12 protein-coding genes and 1 tRNA gene are annotated in these 14,033 nt (G+C 68.7%); 4 read left to right on the forward strand and 9 right to left on the reverse strand.

What is annotated here, in order from left to right:
• The 5 genes from addB to ACK4MH_RS12255 form a co-directional block, all read right to left on the reverse strand.
• Positions 1–2,092, reverse strand: a 2,092-nt coding sequence (gene addB, locus ACK4MH_RS12235) for a double-strand break repair protein AddB (protein WP_409718743.1), incomplete at its 3' end; no start/stop codon positions are given.
• Positions 2,089–2,799 carry an N-acetylmuramate alpha-1-phosphate uridylyltransferase MurU gene (gene murU, locus ACK4MH_RS12240; protein WP_409718895.1) on the reverse strand — a complete coding sequence of 237 codons (711 nt, stop codon included), beginning with the start codon at positions 2,797–2,799 and terminating at the stop codon, positions 2,089–2,091. The genes addB and murU, both read right to left, overlap by 4 nt.
• A 29-nt stretch (positions 2,800–2,828) precedes the next feature.
• Entirely contained in the window at positions 2,829–3,926 is a 1,098-nt protein-coding gene (gene amgK, locus ACK4MH_RS12245) for an N-acetylmuramate/N-acetylglucosamine kinase AmgK (RefSeq protein ID WP_409718746.1), read from the reverse strand.
• Positions 3,913–4,371: a tRNA (adenosine(37)-N6)-threonylcarbamoyltransferase complex ATPase subunit type 1 TsaE gene (gene tsaE / locus ACK4MH_RS12250; protein WP_409718749.1), complete on the reverse strand. Its 459-nt coding sequence runs from the start codon at positions 4,369–4,371 to the stop codon at positions 3,913–3,915. Before tsaE ends, amgK begins: the two co-directional genes overlap by 14 nt.
• The gene (locus ACK4MH_RS12255) at positions 4,368–5,222 is read right to left on the reverse strand and encodes a GNAT family N-acetyltransferase (protein ID WP_409718897.1); all 855 of its coding nucleotides are present in this window, start codon (positions 5,220–5,222) and stop codon (positions 4,368–4,370) included. The genes tsaE and ACK4MH_RS12255 overlap by 4 nt, the downstream gene beginning before the upstream one ends.
• A gap of 118 nt (positions 5,223–5,340) precedes the next feature.
• On the opposite strand from ACK4MH_RS12255, the gene ACK4MH_RS12260 reads away from it, so the two are divergent.
• Positions 5,341–7,434 carry a prolyl oligopeptidase family serine peptidase gene (locus ACK4MH_RS12260; RefSeq protein WP_409718752.1) on the forward strand — a complete coding sequence of 698 codons (2,094 nt, stop codon included), beginning with the start codon at positions 5,341–5,343 and terminating at the stop codon, positions 7,432–7,434.
• A 13-nt stretch (positions 7,435–7,447) separates the two neighbouring features.
• Here the strand turns inward: ACK4MH_RS12260 and ACK4MH_RS12265 are convergent, their stop codons facing one another.
• Entirely contained in the window at positions 7,448–7,834 is a 387-nt protein-coding gene (locus ACK4MH_RS12265) for a type II toxin-antitoxin system VapC family toxin (RefSeq protein WP_409718755.1), read from the reverse strand.
• Positions 7,831–8,076, reverse strand: a complete 246-nt coding sequence (locus ACK4MH_RS12270; protein ID WP_409718758.1) for a type II toxin-antitoxin system Phd/YefM family antitoxin — start codon at positions 8,074–8,076, stop codon at positions 7,831–7,833. The genes ACK4MH_RS12265 and ACK4MH_RS12270 overlap by 4 nt, the downstream gene beginning before the upstream one ends.
• A 111-nt stretch (positions 8,077–8,187) precedes the next feature.
• Here ACK4MH_RS12270 and ACK4MH_RS12275 point away from each other — a divergent pair, with 111 nt between their 5' ends.
• Positions 8,188–10,299 (forward strand): prolyl oligopeptidase family serine peptidase, encoded by a 2,112-nt coding sequence (locus ACK4MH_RS12275; RefSeq protein WP_409718761.1) that lies wholly within the window; start codon positions 8,188–8,190, stop codon positions 10,297–10,299.
• Positions 10,300–10,391: 92 nt separating this feature from the next.
• Here the strand turns inward: ACK4MH_RS12275 and ACK4MH_RS12280 are convergent, their stop codons facing one another.
• Positions 10,392–10,733, reverse strand: a complete 342-nt coding sequence (locus ACK4MH_RS12280) for a hypothetical protein (RefSeq protein ID WP_409718764.1) — start codon at positions 10,731–10,733, stop codon at positions 10,392–10,394.
• A 247-nt stretch (positions 10,734–10,980) separates the two neighbouring features.
• Between ACK4MH_RS12280 and ACK4MH_RS12285 the strand changes: the two genes are divergently transcribed.
• Positions 10,981–12,957, forward strand: coding sequence for an AsmA family protein (locus ACK4MH_RS12285; protein ID WP_409718767.1), 1,977 nt, complete (start codon positions 10,981–10,983; stop codon positions 12,955–12,957).
• Positions 12,958–13,032: 75 nt separating this feature from the next.
• Positions 13,033–13,884 (forward strand): alpha/beta hydrolase, encoded by an 852-nt coding sequence (locus ACK4MH_RS12290; RefSeq protein ID WP_409718770.1) that lies wholly within the window; start codon positions 13,033–13,035, stop codon positions 13,882–13,884.
• A 17-nt stretch (positions 13,885–13,901) separates the two neighbouring features.
• On the opposite strand, the gene ACK4MH_RS12295 is transcribed toward ACK4MH_RS12290, so the two are convergent.
• A tRNA-Leu gene (locus ACK4MH_RS12295) sits at positions 13,902–13,986 on the reverse strand.
• Positions 13,987–14,033: the final 47 nt, after the last annotated feature.

A 14,033-nucleotide genomic window follows, 5' to 3' on the forward strand; every position in this document is an offset into this window, starting at 1 on the left:
CGCCGCGCGTCAGCATCTCCAGCCGCCACAGCCAGCGCGAACGCACGGCCGGCTGGCCGCCGCGCCGTTCGCTGTGGACCAGGATCACCTCGTCGGCGCAGGCGGCCTGGACGAAGTCTTGGGCCGTCTGGCCCAGGCGGCGTTCGGGCGGGGGCAGGCCCAGGGCCTTGCGCATCGGGCGCGACAGGAAGGGATCGGTCGGCGCCGCCTGGGGCCAGACGCCTTCCTCCAAGCCCGCCAGGATCATCCGGTCGGCGCGCACCAGCCGGGCCTCGATGGCGCCGAGAATCCGCAGCGACGGATGGGTGGCCCCGCCGGTCCGCACGACGTTTTCTTTGATCAGGGACGTGACCAGTTCGGCCAGTTCCGCGCGGCGGATACGGCCCAGGGACGCCCCGCCCTCGATCAGGCCGGACAGAAGGCCGGCGGCGGCCTCGCCGTCGGGACCGGCCCAGGCGTTCTGGCCCGCCAGGGTCTCGATCAGCTGGGTCAGGGCCGAGGCGGCGAGGTTCAGGTCGGCGTCGGGCGTGAAGAGGGCGGTCGCGGCCTCGACTGCGGTTTGCAGATGATCGACCAGTCGGGCCGCGGCCGACAGGCGTTCGCGCTTCCATTCGGGCGGCGCCTTGCCGCGCCGGTCGGGCTGGACCGCCTCCAGCAGACGGCGATGGATGGCGGCGAAGTCGCGCGGGCGGGGGCCGCGCAGGGCGTGCTCCTCCAGCGCCGCGACGGCAGCCGCCTGGGACGCGTCGCCCAGGTCGAACCGGGCCAACGGGTGTTTGACGACGGCCAGCAGCAGATGGGGCTGGACAGGATCGGCGATCCAGCGGGCGCACAGATCGACCAGGGCGCCGGCGGGCAGGCGGGACAGAGGGCTGCCGGCCGACGAATCCGGGATGACGCCCCAGCGTTCCAGCCGGGCGGCGACGCGGCGGCCCAAGGCCTGGTCTGGCGTGACCAGGGCGCAGGTCTTGCCGGGGGTTTCCAGCGTCTCGCGCATCATCAGGGCGATGGCGGCGGCGGCCTCTTCCTCGGCGCGAACGGTCAGCAGGGACAGGCCTTGCAGGCCCTCGGCGATGGGGTCTCTCGCCTCGCCCCGCGCGGCGGCGGCCGAACGGATGTCGCGGATGGCGCGGCGCCAGTCGTCGGTGGCCTCGGCGGGGCGCAGGGCTTCGTTGACCAGCCGCTGGCGGGCCAGGCCTTGCGCTTCGACGGCCGGGGAGACGGCGGGGCGGAACCAGGGGCGGACGGCGTCGCGCGCGATCTCGCAGCGGTCCAGCAGACGTTTCATCGCGCTTTGCGGGTGCTGTTCGTCCAGACGGTCCCAAACCCCGGCGTCCAGATCGAGGTCGAGGCCGGGCAGGACGACGCAGCCCAGCGGGGCCTTGGCCACGGCCTTCAGCACGTCGCCGGCGGCGGGCACGGTGCCGGTCGAACCGGCGGCGATGACGGCCTGGGTCGGGGGCGTATGGTCCCACAGTTCGGCGAGGCGGCGCAGCAGGGTGGCGCGGCGCCAGGCCGGATCGACCAAGCCCAACTCGGCCAGACGCTTGGGCCAGGCCTCGACCGCCAGGCCAAGGAACTCGGCCGAGCGTTCCCAATGTTCGGCCATCTCGCCGTCGACCAGTGTGGCGATCCGTTCGGGGTTCTGGATTTCTTCCAGCTGGCAGGAATCGAGGAAGCCGCCGAGCGCGTCGGCCAGGTCCAGGGCCCGCATCGGCGTCAGGTCGCTGTCGAACTGTTCGACGATCATCCGCGCCATCTCGAACCGGCGCGTCAGGGCGGGGATGGCGGGCGGCAGGTCGAGGCCCAGGGCGCCGGGGGTGAAGGGCGGCTCGTCCTCTTCCAGATCGCCCAGCGGCCGGACCTGGGGCAACAGGATGGGGCGGTCGCCCGACAGTTTCGACAGGGCGCCGGTGAAGGCGCGCGCGGCCCGGCGATTGGGCAGCAGGATGGTGGCGTCCGACAGGGTCTCGGGCGGCAGTTCGCCAAGCCAGGCCAGCACGCCGGCGGCCAGGTCTTCGAGAAACGGCCGGTGCGCGGGGATGGCGTACCAGCGGGGGCTGGACGCCAAGAAAGGATCAAACGCGCTCACGCGTCTCCCGCCAGTTTCGCCTCAGCCTGATCCCGCGCCTGGGGATCGCCGACGTGCATCCAGTCGCCGTCCAGCACGCAGCCGAACAGACGACCCTCGGCGGCGGACTTGCGCCACAGAGGGCTGAGGGAGAAGGGGCCTTCGCAGCCGTTGTCGGCGTATCCGGGCCGGGTGATGTGGATGCCCATATAGGCGTAGGGCGCCGAAGCGGCCGCGCCGCGGAAGGCGAGGCCGCCGTCCTCACGCAAGAAGAAATCGCCGTCGCCTTCGAAGCCGATGGAGCCCTCGCGACGGGCCAGCAGCAGGGCGGCGTCCATCGTCTCGGGGTTCCACAGGCGCACCAGATCGGTCAACGCATCGCCCCGGTCGATCCAGACGCTGTCGATATTGGCGACGAAGACGGGATCGTCGCCGAGAAGGGGGTGGGCCTTCTTCAGCCCGCCGCCGGTCTCCAGAAGTTCGGCGCGTTCGTCGGAGATGACGATCTGCGGGCCCCGATTTTTAGGGTTTTGGCCGCGCGCCGCCAGATGGCTTTCCAGCCGGTCGGCCAACCAGTGGACATTGACTACCGCCTTTTCGACGCCGGCCTCGGCCAGCCGGTCCAGCACATGGTCGATCAGGGCGCGGCCCTGAACCTCGACCAGGGCCTTGGGCCGGTCGTCGGTCAGGGGGCGCATGCGGGTGCCCAGGCCGGCGGCCAGCACCATCGCCGTCTTGGGGGCAGTCTTGGGAGCGGTCATGCGCGCACCTCGGTAGGGACATGGCGGTCGAACCAGCGGGCGACGGGCGCCAGGGCCGGCTGTTCCAGATTGGCGTTCAGATGCCGCCACATGCGCGGCAGGAACTGGCGGTAACGGGGCTTGCCGTCACGGGCGATCAGCCGAGCGAAGATGCCGATGATCCGCGCCTCGTTCAGGGCGGCGAGCCCGGCGTAGTCGGCCATGAAGGCGGCGCGGTCCACCTGGGGCCGCAGGGCGAAATAGCGGTCGAGGGTCTCGGCCTCCAGCGCCGGTGAGACGTCGCGGCGGGCGTCCTGGAGCAGGGAGTGCAGGTCCCAGGAGGGGTGCGCACGCACCGCGTCCTGGAAGTCGATCATGCCGACGCGGGCGGGGCCTTCCCGCTCGGGCAGCCAGATCAGGTTCTCGGCGTGATAGTCGCGGTGGGCCATGACCGAGGCCCCGCCCGCGCCCGAGGCGACCAGGGGCGCCCAGGCCGCGCGCCAGTCGGCGACGGCGGCGGCGTCGAAGCTCAGGCGCTCGTCCAGGCGGGGCAGCCATTCGACGAACAGGTCGGCCCCGCCCTGGAGCGCCGTCTCGTCATAGGTCAGCAGGGGCCAGTCGCCGCCGGGGCCGTGCAGGGTCTGCGGCGGGTCGCCGGCGTCGTGCAGGGTCGCCAGGGCGTCGATAGCGGCCAGATACAGGGGCGTCTCATCGGCGCCGTCTTCGATCACCCGGGCGAACAGGGCGTCGCCGAAATCCTCCAGCACCGCCAGGCCGTTGGGGGCGTCCAGGGCCGGGATTTCGGGGGCGGACAGGCCCAGGGATTTCAGATGGGCGGCGACGGCGGCGAAGGCCTCGATCCGGCCGGCGGACAGGCGGGCGACGGCGTTCCAGCCGGCGGCCTGACGCTGGGCCGGAGTCCAGGCCGGATCGGCCGGCGGGCTCTCGGCGGCCGGGGCCTGATCCATCAGCATCAGGGTCGGGCCGGTCGCGGGCGTCAGCCGCTCGTAACGTCGCGTCGAGGCGTCGCCGGGCAGGGGCGCGCGCACGGCGTCGCCTAAGCCTGCGGACGCCAGGAAGTCGAGACGAAGCTGTTCGCGATCAGAAACGGACATGGTCGATCAGCTCTTTCCATCGGCCTACGCCGGAAACGGTCGCAAGGCGGCCTTCGCCCTGTTCCGAAATCGTAACGGTGAGTTGGTCCGGCCCCAGGAACCGGCCCGGTTCCTCGCCCAGCCGTTCGGGCCATTCGATGACGGCGCAGCCTTCATCCAGCGCCTCGTCCAGCCCGATCTCGAACGCCTCTTCCGGGCGGGTCAGGCGATAGAGGTCGAAATGGGCGACGGGCGGATCGGACTCGTAGAACTGGACCAGGGTGAAGGTCGGCGACGGCACGTCCTCGTCCGGCGTGGTCAGGGCGCGGATCAGGCCGCGCGCCAGGGTGGACTTGCCCATGCCCAGCGGCCCGTACAGCAAGACGCTGTCGCCCGGCGTCAGCAGGGGGGCGATGGTCTGGCCCAGGGCGGTGGTGGCCTCGGCGTCTGGCAGGGCGATATTCATGCGAACACCGCGTCATGATCGGCGGCAAGGGTCCGTTCGGTGAAACGCTTCAGCGCCATGGTGGCCTTGACTGCGTCCACGTCCAGCCGGTCGGCGGGGATGGGCAGGCCGACATCGACGCCGAACGGCTTGCCCGCCTTGTTCAGCAGTTCGTGGAACAGGGTCACGTCGCGCAGCTCCTGCGAGACCTTGTCGAACAGGTGGAATAGGCGGCTGTAGGGTCCGGTGACGTGCATGGGGATCACCGGCGCATCGTATTTGCGCGCCATCGAGGCGGCGGTCGGCGCCCATTCGGGATCGGTCAGGACGCCGTTCCTCTCGCGCGCCAAGCGACCGGCGGGGAACATGACGACGCAGCGTTCCGCCTCGAAGGCCTCTTTCGCGGCGGTCAAGGTGGCGCGGGTTTTGTCGCGCGTGCGTTTGTCGTGGACCCATTCGACGGGGATGATGGTCTCGTCCAGCCGGGGTGAGACGCGGATGGCGTCGGCGTTGGCGAAGAAGATCATGTCGCTGCGTCTCTGCTTGATCGCATCGAACACCGCGACCCCGTCGGCGATGCCGGTGGGGTGGTTGCACACGACGATGCAGCGGCCGGTCGCGGGTAGGCGGTCGAGGTTGGTCGTCGTGACCTTCAGCTTCAGCAGGTCGGAGACGTAGTCGAAGGTCTCAGTCCCCGACAGCGGCTGGATGGCGTCGGCCATCTGCACCGCCGCCCCATAGCCCAGCACGCCGTAAAGCGCCGGTCTCAGCACAGGCCACAGCGGCGAGGCGGTCAGGCGCGGCGCACGTTCGGCGATCAGCACATCGACGATGTGCGGCTGGCGTCGGGCGGGAAGAGAGGCAGCAGTCATCATGAATGAACGCTTGTCGCCGGTTCGGTCGGAGGGGGCAAGGTGCGCGACGGCCTGTACGCTTGGCGATGCGGCGGGCGGCCCCTATCAAGGTCGCAAAACCTGTGGGGATTGAGACATGACGCGTTCACGCTGGATGGCGGCCGCCGCCTTTGGAACCCTGATGCTGGCCGCCGCGCCGGTGTTCGCCCAGGAAGCGGCGCCGGCGACGGCCGAGGCGGCGCCCCAATCTCAGGCTCAGCCGCGCGGCCTGTCGCTGAAGGATCTGGCGATGATGGAGCGGGTCAGCGAGCCGCGCGTCTCGCCGGACGGCCGCCAGATCGTCTATGCCGTGCGCACCACCGACTGGGACGGCAACAAGGGCGTCAACGGCCTGTGGCTGGCGGATGTCGCCCCCGGTCAACAATCCGGCGAGCCGCGCAGGCTGGCGATCTCGGAAGGCGGCGCGTCGGGCGCGCGCTGGGCGCCGGACGGCGGGGCGATCTATTTCCTGTCGTCGCGGGGCGGATCGAACCAGGTCTGGCGCACGGATGCGGCCGGGATGGCGGCGGCGCAGGTGACGACCCTGCCGTTCGATGTGTCGGGTTTCCGCATCGCGCCGGACGGCAAGTCGCTGGTGCTGGCGGTCTCGGTCTTCGTCGATTGCGATACCCTGGCCTGCACCAAGACGCGGCTGGATGCGCGCGGTAAGTCGACGCTCCAGTCCTATGACCGTCTGCCGCTGCGCGACTTCGATCACTGGGTCGATACGCGTCGCACCCATCTGTTCGTCCAGCCGCTGAACGGCTCGGGCCTGGGGGGCGGCGAGCCGCGCGATCTGCTGGCGGGCCTCGACGCCGATGTGTCGGCGGGCGACTCCAGCTTCGACATTTCGCCGGACGGCCGGACGATGGTTTACGGCACCCAGACGCAAGGGGCGGGCGAACCCTTCACCAGCAACAGCGACGTGTTCCGCGTGGCGCTCGATGGTGGGACGCCGGTCAATCTGACGGAAGGCAACAAGGGGTCAGACGGCAATCCTGTCTTTTCGCCGAACGGCCGCCAACTGGCCTGGCTGTCGGCGCCGCGCGAGAATGTCGGCGGGGATCAGGCGGCGGTCTGGGTGGCTGACGCCGACGGGTCGGGCGCCCGGAAGCTGACCGACTGGGATCGCGGCGCGGGCGGCCTGCAATGGCGCACCGACGGCCGATCGCTGCTGGTCTCGGCGGCGGACGAGGGCCAGAACCGGCTGTTCTCGGTCGATGCCCGCAACGGCCGCATCACGCCCCTGACGGGGACCGGCTCGGTCGGGTCCTATGAAGAGGTCGCGGGCGTCCTGGCCTATGCCCACGAGAGCTTCGTCGCCCCGGCGCAGATCTTCGTTCATGCCAACGGCGAACCGCGCCAGATCAGCCGCCAGAACGCCGAGGTGCTGGCTCAGCTGGACCTGCCCCAAGGGCAGGCTTTCACCTTCGCCGGCTGGAACAATGAGCCGGTGCAGGGCTGGGTGTTCAAGCCGGCCGGGGCGGTCGAGGGGCGGCGCTATCCGGCCGTCTATCTGATCCACGGCGGGCCGAAATCGCCCTGGACCGAGAGCTTCTCCTACCGTTGGAACCCGCAGACCTATACGGCGGCCGGCTATGCGGTGGTGATGATCAACTTCCACGGCTCGCCTGGTTACGGCCAGGCCTTCACCGACGCCATCAACGACCACTGGGGCGACCGGCCGCTGGAGGATCTGGAGAAGGGCTGGACGACGGCCTTGTCGAATAATCCGTGGATCGACGGCGACCGGGCCTGCGCGCTGGGCGCCTCCTACGGCGGCTATATGGTCAATATGATCGCCGGCAAGTGGAACGGTCCGTGGCGCTGCCTGGTCAACCACGCCGGGGTGTTCGACGTGCCCCAACTGATGAACGCCATGGATATCGGCAACTTCATCCACGAGTTCGGCGGACCGAGCTGGGAGCGCAAGGCGGTGTACGACGCCTTCAACCCGGAAACCTATGCTGGCGACTGGAACAAGCCGATGCTGGTGCTGCATGGCTCCAAGGATTTCCGCGTGCCGATGGAGCAGGGTCTGGCGACCTTCTCGGCGCTTCAGCGCCAGGGCGTTCCCAGCCGCTTCGTCCATGTGCCGGACGAGAACCACTGGGTGCTGAAACCCCGCACCTGGGTCGACTGGCAGCAGGAAATCCTGGACTGGGTCGGCCGCTATACGGCGGCGCAGTAGGTCGCCAAGCAGGTCACCAGATCCGGGCGCCCCCGAAACTGTCGAACAGGCGCTCGTTGGAGACGAGCGTCAGTTCGTTGAGCAGCCCCTGGGCGATCAGCAGCCGGTCGAACGGATCGCGGTGGGCATTGTCCATGCGGCCGGCTTGCGACGCCTCGCGGGCGGTGATGGGAAGGATGGCGAAACCTTCGATCTCGACTTCGTCTTCGAAGCGTTCTGCCAACGGTGCGGCCTGGGGAAGGCGGCCCATGCCGTGTTTGAGCGCGATCTCATAGGCCGAGACCGCGCTGACGAAGACCGTATTGCCGCCGTCCCGTATCGCCGCCTGGGCGGGGCGGCTGAGGCCAGCCTCGCCGGACATCCACCAGATCAGGGCGTGGGTGTCGAGCAGAAGCCTCATTCGCCGCGTCCCTCCCAAAGGCGCAGTTCATCTTCAGGCAAGGGGTCGAAGAACCGCGCGTCCATCGCCACGACGCCCTTCAGCCGGCCCGGCTTGCGATCAGGCTTGGCGGCCGGCTCAAACGGCACGATCCGTACGGCCGGCTTGTCGCCGCGGGCGATGACGACCTCTTCGCCGCGTTCGGCGGCGGCGATCAGTTTAGACAGATGGGTCTTGGCGTGATGGACGGTGACGACGGTCATGTCTCGCTCCTTGGACCCACTATCTTAGCTAAGTCGGCCGTTCGCGGCAACTTCCGCCCGGCGAACGGCGGTGCTACGCCTCGCGCAGCAAGATTTCCGAGGAAGAGCTTGATGCGTCACCGTTCCCTTCTGTCCGCCGCCTGCGCGGCTGTCGCCTTGATGAGCGCCGTCCCTGCACTGGCCCAGGTTCCGCCCGCCCCGGTTCCCGCCGCGCCTGCGACGCCTGACGCCTTCACCTATCAGGACATGATCACCGCCAACCGGCTGGGCGATCCGCAGGTGTCGCCGGATGGGCGCTATGTCGTCTATTCGGTCACGACCACGGACGTGGACGCCAACAGTCGCGCCGGCAGCCTGTGGATCCTGGACCTGACCACGCCGGAAACGGCGCCGCGTCGCCTGGCCATCTCGGACCAGGGCGCCAACACCGCGCGCTGGGGCGGGGACGGCAATCTGTATTTCCTCTCGGGCAAGTCGGGGGCGAGCCAGGTCTGGCGCGTGGCCTCGCCGACGTCGGCGCCGGTGCAGGTGACCAACCTGCCGACCGACGTGAACGCCTATCGGATCAGCCCGACGGGCGACAAGGTGGCGGTGTCGCTGGCCGTCTATCCCAATGCGGCCGACCTGAACGCCTCGGTCGAACAGGGCAAGGCCATCGCCGAAGGCAAGACGACGGGCCAGGTCTATGACCGCATGTTCGTGCGTCACTGGGATACGTGGAACGACCACACCCAGAACCACCTGTTCGTCCAATCCATCGGCCGCGACGGCAAGGCGACGGGAACGCCGGCCTGGATCACGAAAGGCTTCGACGGCGACACGCCGTCCAAGCCGTTCGGCGACGAGAGCGAGTTCGTCTTCACGCCGGCGGGCGACGCGGTGGTCTTTTCGGCGCGACTGGCGGGCCAGACCGAGCCGTGGAGCACCAATTTCGACCTGTGGAAGACCAACGGCCTGTCGGGCGACGGCACCTTCACCAACCTGACCGACGACAACGACGCCTGGGACACCGGCCCGGTCTTCTCGCCGGACGGGCGGACCCTGGCCTATCGCGCCATGGCGCGGCCGGGCTTCGAGGCCGATCGCTATCAGATCGTGCTGATGGACGTCGAAACCGGCCAGAAGCGCGAGATCGCCTCGAACTGGGACCGTTCGGCCGACACCCTGCAATGGTCGCGCGACGGCCAGACGCTGTACACCACGGCGGGCGACGTCGGCTCGACCAAGCTGTTCTCGGTGGATGCGCGCAACGGGGTGGTGACGCCGATCACGGGCGCGGGCCACGTCTCGGCCTTCCAGCAGACGCCGTCGGGTTTCGTCTTCGCCCAGGACAGCCTGCGCGAGCCGGGCGACCTGTATTTCAAGACCTATCTCGGCCGCGAGATGCCGCGTCGCCTGACGCAGTCAAACCCCGCCTTCGCCGCCAAATCGTTCGGCGACTATGAGCAGTTCAGCTTCTCCGGCTGGAACAACGAGACGGTCCACGGCTATGTCATTAAGCCGGTCGGCTATGTCGAGGGCCGCAAATATCCGGTCGCCTTCCTGATCCACGGCGGGCCGCAGGGCTCGTTCGGCGACGGCTGGTCCTATCGCTGGAACCCCGAGACCTACGCCGGGGCGGGCTATGCGGTGGTGATGATCGATTTCCACGGCTCGACCGGCTACGGCCAGGCCTTTACCGACGCCATCAGCCAGCACTGGGGCGACCGCCCGCTGGAAGACCTGCAGAAGGGTTGGGCGGCGGCGCAACAGAAATACAGCTTCCTGGACGGCGACAACGCCTGCGCTCTCGGCGCGTCGTACGGCGGCTATATGATCAACTGGATCGCCGGCAACTGGTCCAACGAGTTCAAGTGCCTGGTCAACCACGACGGCGTCTTCGACACCTTCGGCATGGGCTATTCGACCGAGGAGCTGTGGTTCACCGAGTGGGAATACGGCGGCACGCCGTGGGACAAGCCGGAGGGCTATCAGAAGTTCAACCCGGCCAACCACGTCGAGAACTGGAAGACGCCGATGCTGGTCGTCCAGGGCGACCGCGACTTCCGCATCCCGACCGCCCAGGGCCTGTCGACCTTCACGGCGCTGCAACGTCGCGGCATCGACAGTCGCCTGATCGTCTTCCCCAACGAGAACCACTGGGTGCTGAAGCCCGCCAACAGCCTGCAATGGCACAACGAAGTGTTCGGCTGGCTGAACAAATATCTGACGCCCGCGCAGTAAGGCGGGCCAGTTTGGAATGACAGAAAGGGGCGCGGTCGAAAGGCCGCGCCCCTTATCTTATGCAGTCGGTTCTTACGTACTCGGTCTGGGGCTCAGAGCGAGGCGCGCGTCTGGGTCGAGGCGACCAGTCGGTTGTACTGATGCTCGGTCATGCAGCGCGGCGTGGACCAGCGCTGGCCGTTCTCGCGGGCGGCGACGGCCTCCTGTGCAGTCACGAAGACGGGCGCGGCACCGAACTCGCGCTGATAGGCGCGACGCGTGGCCGTGTCGGTCTTGCACGCCATGACCGCCCGCAGCGCGGCGGGGCGGACGGTTTCGCGGGGCTGCGCCTGCTGGGCCAGACTCTGCTGGGCCACACTCTGCTGGGCAAGACTGGGCGTCGCGGCGGCCGCCAGGGCGGCGACGATCAGGGCAGGCGTGAGAAAACGGGTCATCCGGGCATCCTCCATGGCCTGAATTAAGATCAGGACTCTGACGAAATATGCGCCGATATTTTTGTTTGTAAAGATTATGCGACAACTTCACGTCAAATGGACGACACGCAATGGCGGGTTGACGTTGCGGCGCCAAATGGGGGCTGATGCGTTCTGTGTGGCTGACGGAGACGAGCGATTGTCGAACCCACGGAATTGGCGGACTTTTCGGGCTGACGTGCATCAAAGGGCCTTGGTCCCGGCGGGCGTGCGCCTGCGGTCCTGGCGCGACTGGGTTCGCGACAACGACCCCGTCTATGCGGCGGCGCGGCGGCCCGGATCGGCGGAGAAATGGGCGGCCGGGGTCGTCTTGGTCCTCGTCGCGGTCGTCGTGCTGTTCCTGGCCCTGTTCGACTGGAACATGTTGCGCGGTCCCATAGGGCGCTGGGCCTCGGTCAAATACGATCGCCAGATCGCCCTGACAGGGGATCTGGACGTCAACCTGTTCAGCTGGACGCCGTCCGCCGTGGTGCGGGGACTCAAGGTCGGTGGGCCGGACTGGGCGCGGGATCGCGACACGGCCGACGTCGATGAAATCCGCGCCTCGGTCAGGCTGAGAAAGCTGCTGGCAGGCCAGATCGAGATGCCGCTGCTCAGCTTCACACGGCCCAGGGTGGTGCTGATCTCGGCCAAGGACGGTCGCAAGAGCTGGGCGTTGAACCCGAACAAGCCCGACACTGGCGAGGGGCTGAAGCTGCCGGTCATCCAGCAACTGATCATCACCGACGGCCAGCTGTCCTTCGACGAGCAGCGGCGCGGTCTGACGCTGCAGGCCGCCGTCAACGCGCGAGAGGCGGCCAGCGGCGCGGCCGGCTTCGTGCTGGACGGACGCGGCGATGTCAGGGGATCGCCCCTGACGCTGAAGATCGAGGGCGGGCCCTTCATGAACATTCGGCGCGATCGACCCTATCGTTTCGAAGCGAACGTGACCGGGGCGGGATCGTCGCTGAACGCCAAGGGGGCGATCACGCGGCCGTTCGACCTGGGCCGGTTCGACGCGACGATGACGATAGAGGGCGGCAATCTGTCCGATCTCTATCTGCTGACCGGCGTCACCCTGCCCAATACGCCGGCCTATCGGCTGTCGGGCGCGCTGAACCGCAACGCGCGGGCCTGGACCTTCAAGGATTTCGACGGCCGGGTCGGCGCGTCCGACCTGTCGGGCGAGGTGCGGATCGATTCCGTCGAGCGCCTGCGCGTGGATGCGCAGCTGACCTCGCGCCGGCTGGACATCGACGACCTGGCCGCCGTGCTGGGCGCGCGCGTCCGGACCAATGCGGCCGGCACCGACACCGAGGCGCCCGTCGCAGTCGGCGGCAAGCTGCTGCCGGACGCCAAGCTTCAGACCGAACGCCTGCAGACGATGGACGGAACCCTGACCTATCGGGCGGCGGCGGTGAAGGCGAACGACTTCGACGTGCGGGCCGTGAACCTGGGAGCCGATCTGAAGGACGGCATCCTGAAGCTCGACCCCATCAGCTTCAACTTCAACCGGGGCGAGATGAACGGCACGGCGCGGATCGATGCGACCAAGACCACGCCCTACAGCACCGTCGATCTGCGGCTGGCCGGCTATCCGCTGGAATCGATCATTCCGGCGCGCAACGGCTCTGTTCCCTTGAGCGGCCGCGCCCTGGGCCGGGCCAAGCTTGAGGGGCCGGGCGCCTCGATCCATGACTTCGCGGCGGCGTCCAAGGGCTCGCTCAGCCTGGTGGTGCCGAACGGTCAGATGCGGGCGGCCTTCGCCGAACTGCTGGGCATCAACGCCAGTGCGGGCCTGCTGAAACTGCTCAGCGGCGATCAGTCCGAAAGCCAGATCCGATGCGCGGTCGCCGACTTCACCGTCAGCTCAGGGACGGCGACGGCCCGGACCTTCATCATCGACACCGATGTCGTCCTGGCCCAGGGCAAGGGCACGATCGACCTGGGGGCCGAGACATTGAACCTGAAGATCGACGGCGAATCCAAGAAGCCGCGCCTGCTGCGCCTGTGGGCTCCGATCACGGTGTCCGGTCCTCTGACCGCGCCCAAGGTCGGGGTGGACGTGCGTGAGATGGTCTCCCAAGGCGGGCTGGCGGGCCTGCTGGGCGCGGTGGTGGCGCCGGTGACGGCCCTGTTCGCCTTCGTCGATCCGGGCTTGGCCGAGGACGCCGACTGCGGTCGATTGATCGCCAACGCCCGGTAAGGGCGCGGTATTCGTCAAGGCGACGACGACCGATCGGGTGGAGCGAACGTATTGAAGCGCGATGGAGCACTCCGCATGACCCGCCGTGGATTTTTCGCGCCCGCCCTGGGGCTTCTCGCCGCCGCTTGCTCGCCGCTTGGCCTGCTCAACACCTTGGGGCCGAGAGATGGCGGCGTGCGGCGCGTCGCGCGCGACGTCGCCTATGGCGACGATCCGCGCCAGCAGATGGACATCTACGCCCCGACCGCACCGGGACCGTATCCGACCCTGGTCTTCTTCTATGGCGGCGGCTGGGATTCCGGTTCGCGCAGCCAGTACGGCTGGGCCGCGCAGGCTCTGGCGGCGCGGGGGTTCGTCGTGGCCTTGCCGGACTACCGCGTCGTGCCCCAGGTCGTCTTCCCGGCCTTCATCGAGGACGCCGCCGCCGCCACGGCCAAGGCCGCAGATGTGGCGGCTCAATATGGCGGTGATCCGGCGCGGCTGGGCGTGATCGGCCATTCGGCGGGGGCGCACCTGGCGATGATGATCGCGCTGGACCGGCGCTACATGGCCGCCGTCGGCCGGCCTGACCTGATCAAGGCGGCGGCGGGGTTGGCGGGGCCTTATGACTTCCTGCCGTTCGACGTGGCGGCGTCCAAGAACGCCTTCGGCCGGGCGCCGGACCCGACCCTGACCCAGCCCGTCACCTTCGTCCGCGCCGACGCCCCGCCGGTTTGGCTGGGCCACGGCACGGCCGATACGGTGGTGCATGACGAGGACACGATCATTCTGAACGATCGAATGCGCGCGGTCGGCGGTCGCTCGGAGGCCAAGCTCTATCCCGGCCTGGACCACGCCGACCTGATCGCGACCTTCTCGCCCCTGTTCCGCAAGAAGGCGACGGTCCTCGCCGACGTGGCGGGGTTCTTCCACCGCCAGCTGGGCTGATCAGATTTTCAAGAAGGTGGTGCGGGCGGCCGGGGTCGAACCGGCACTCCTTTCGGAACAGGATTTTGAATCCAGCGCGTCTACCAATTCCACCACGCCCGCAGAGGCCGCCTCATGCCACAGAGACGTGAGGCGGGTCCAGAGGCCTT

Source organism: Brevundimonas sp. (assembly GCF_046295075.1).
In the GTDB taxonomy this organism is placed as follows: domain Bacteria; phylum Pseudomonadota; class Alphaproteobacteria; order Caulobacterales; family Caulobacteraceae; genus Brevundimonas.

Excerpts from the sequence above, each read along its gene's own strand:
- ACK4MH_RS12260 (WP_409718752.1), top strand. The coding sequence starts at position 5,341 with ATGACGCGTTCACGCTGGATGGCGGCCGCCGCCTTTGGAACCCTGATG.
- ACK4MH_RS12270 (WP_409718758.1), bottom strand. The coding sequence starts at position 8,076 with ATGACCGTCGTCACCGTCCATCACGCCAAGACCCATCTGTCTAAACTG.
- ACK4MH_RS12265 (WP_409718755.1), bottom strand. The coding sequence starts at position 7,834 with ATGAGGCTTCTGCTCGACACCCACGCCCTGATCTGGTGGATGTCCGGC.
- ACK4MH_RS12290 (WP_409718770.1), top strand. The coding sequence starts at position 13,033 with ATGACCCGCCGTGGATTTTTCGCGCCCGCCCTGGGGCTTCTCGCCGCC.
- ACK4MH_RS12280 (WP_409718764.1), bottom strand. The coding sequence starts at position 10,733 with ATGACCCGTTTTCTCACGCCTGCCCTGATCGTCGCCGCCCTGGCGGCC.
- murU (WP_409718895.1), bottom strand. The coding sequence starts at position 2,799 with ATGGTGCTGGCCGCCGGCCTGGGCACCCGCATGCGCCCCCTGACCGAC.
- tsaE (WP_409718749.1), bottom strand. The coding sequence starts at position 4,371 with ATGAATATCGCCCTGCCAGACGCCGAGGCCACCACCGCCCTGGGCCAG.
- amgK (WP_409718746.1), bottom strand. The coding sequence starts at position 3,926 with ATGTCCGTTTCTGATCGCGAACAGCTTCGTCTCGACTTCCTGGCGTCC.
- ACK4MH_RS12275 (WP_409718761.1), top strand. The coding sequence starts at position 8,188 with ATGCGTCACCGTTCCCTTCTGTCCGCCGCCTGCGCGGCTGTCGCCTTG.
- ACK4MH_RS12255 (WP_409718897.1), bottom strand. The coding sequence starts at position 5,222 with ATGACTGCTGCCTCTCTTCCCGCCCGACGCCAGCCGCACATCGTCGAT.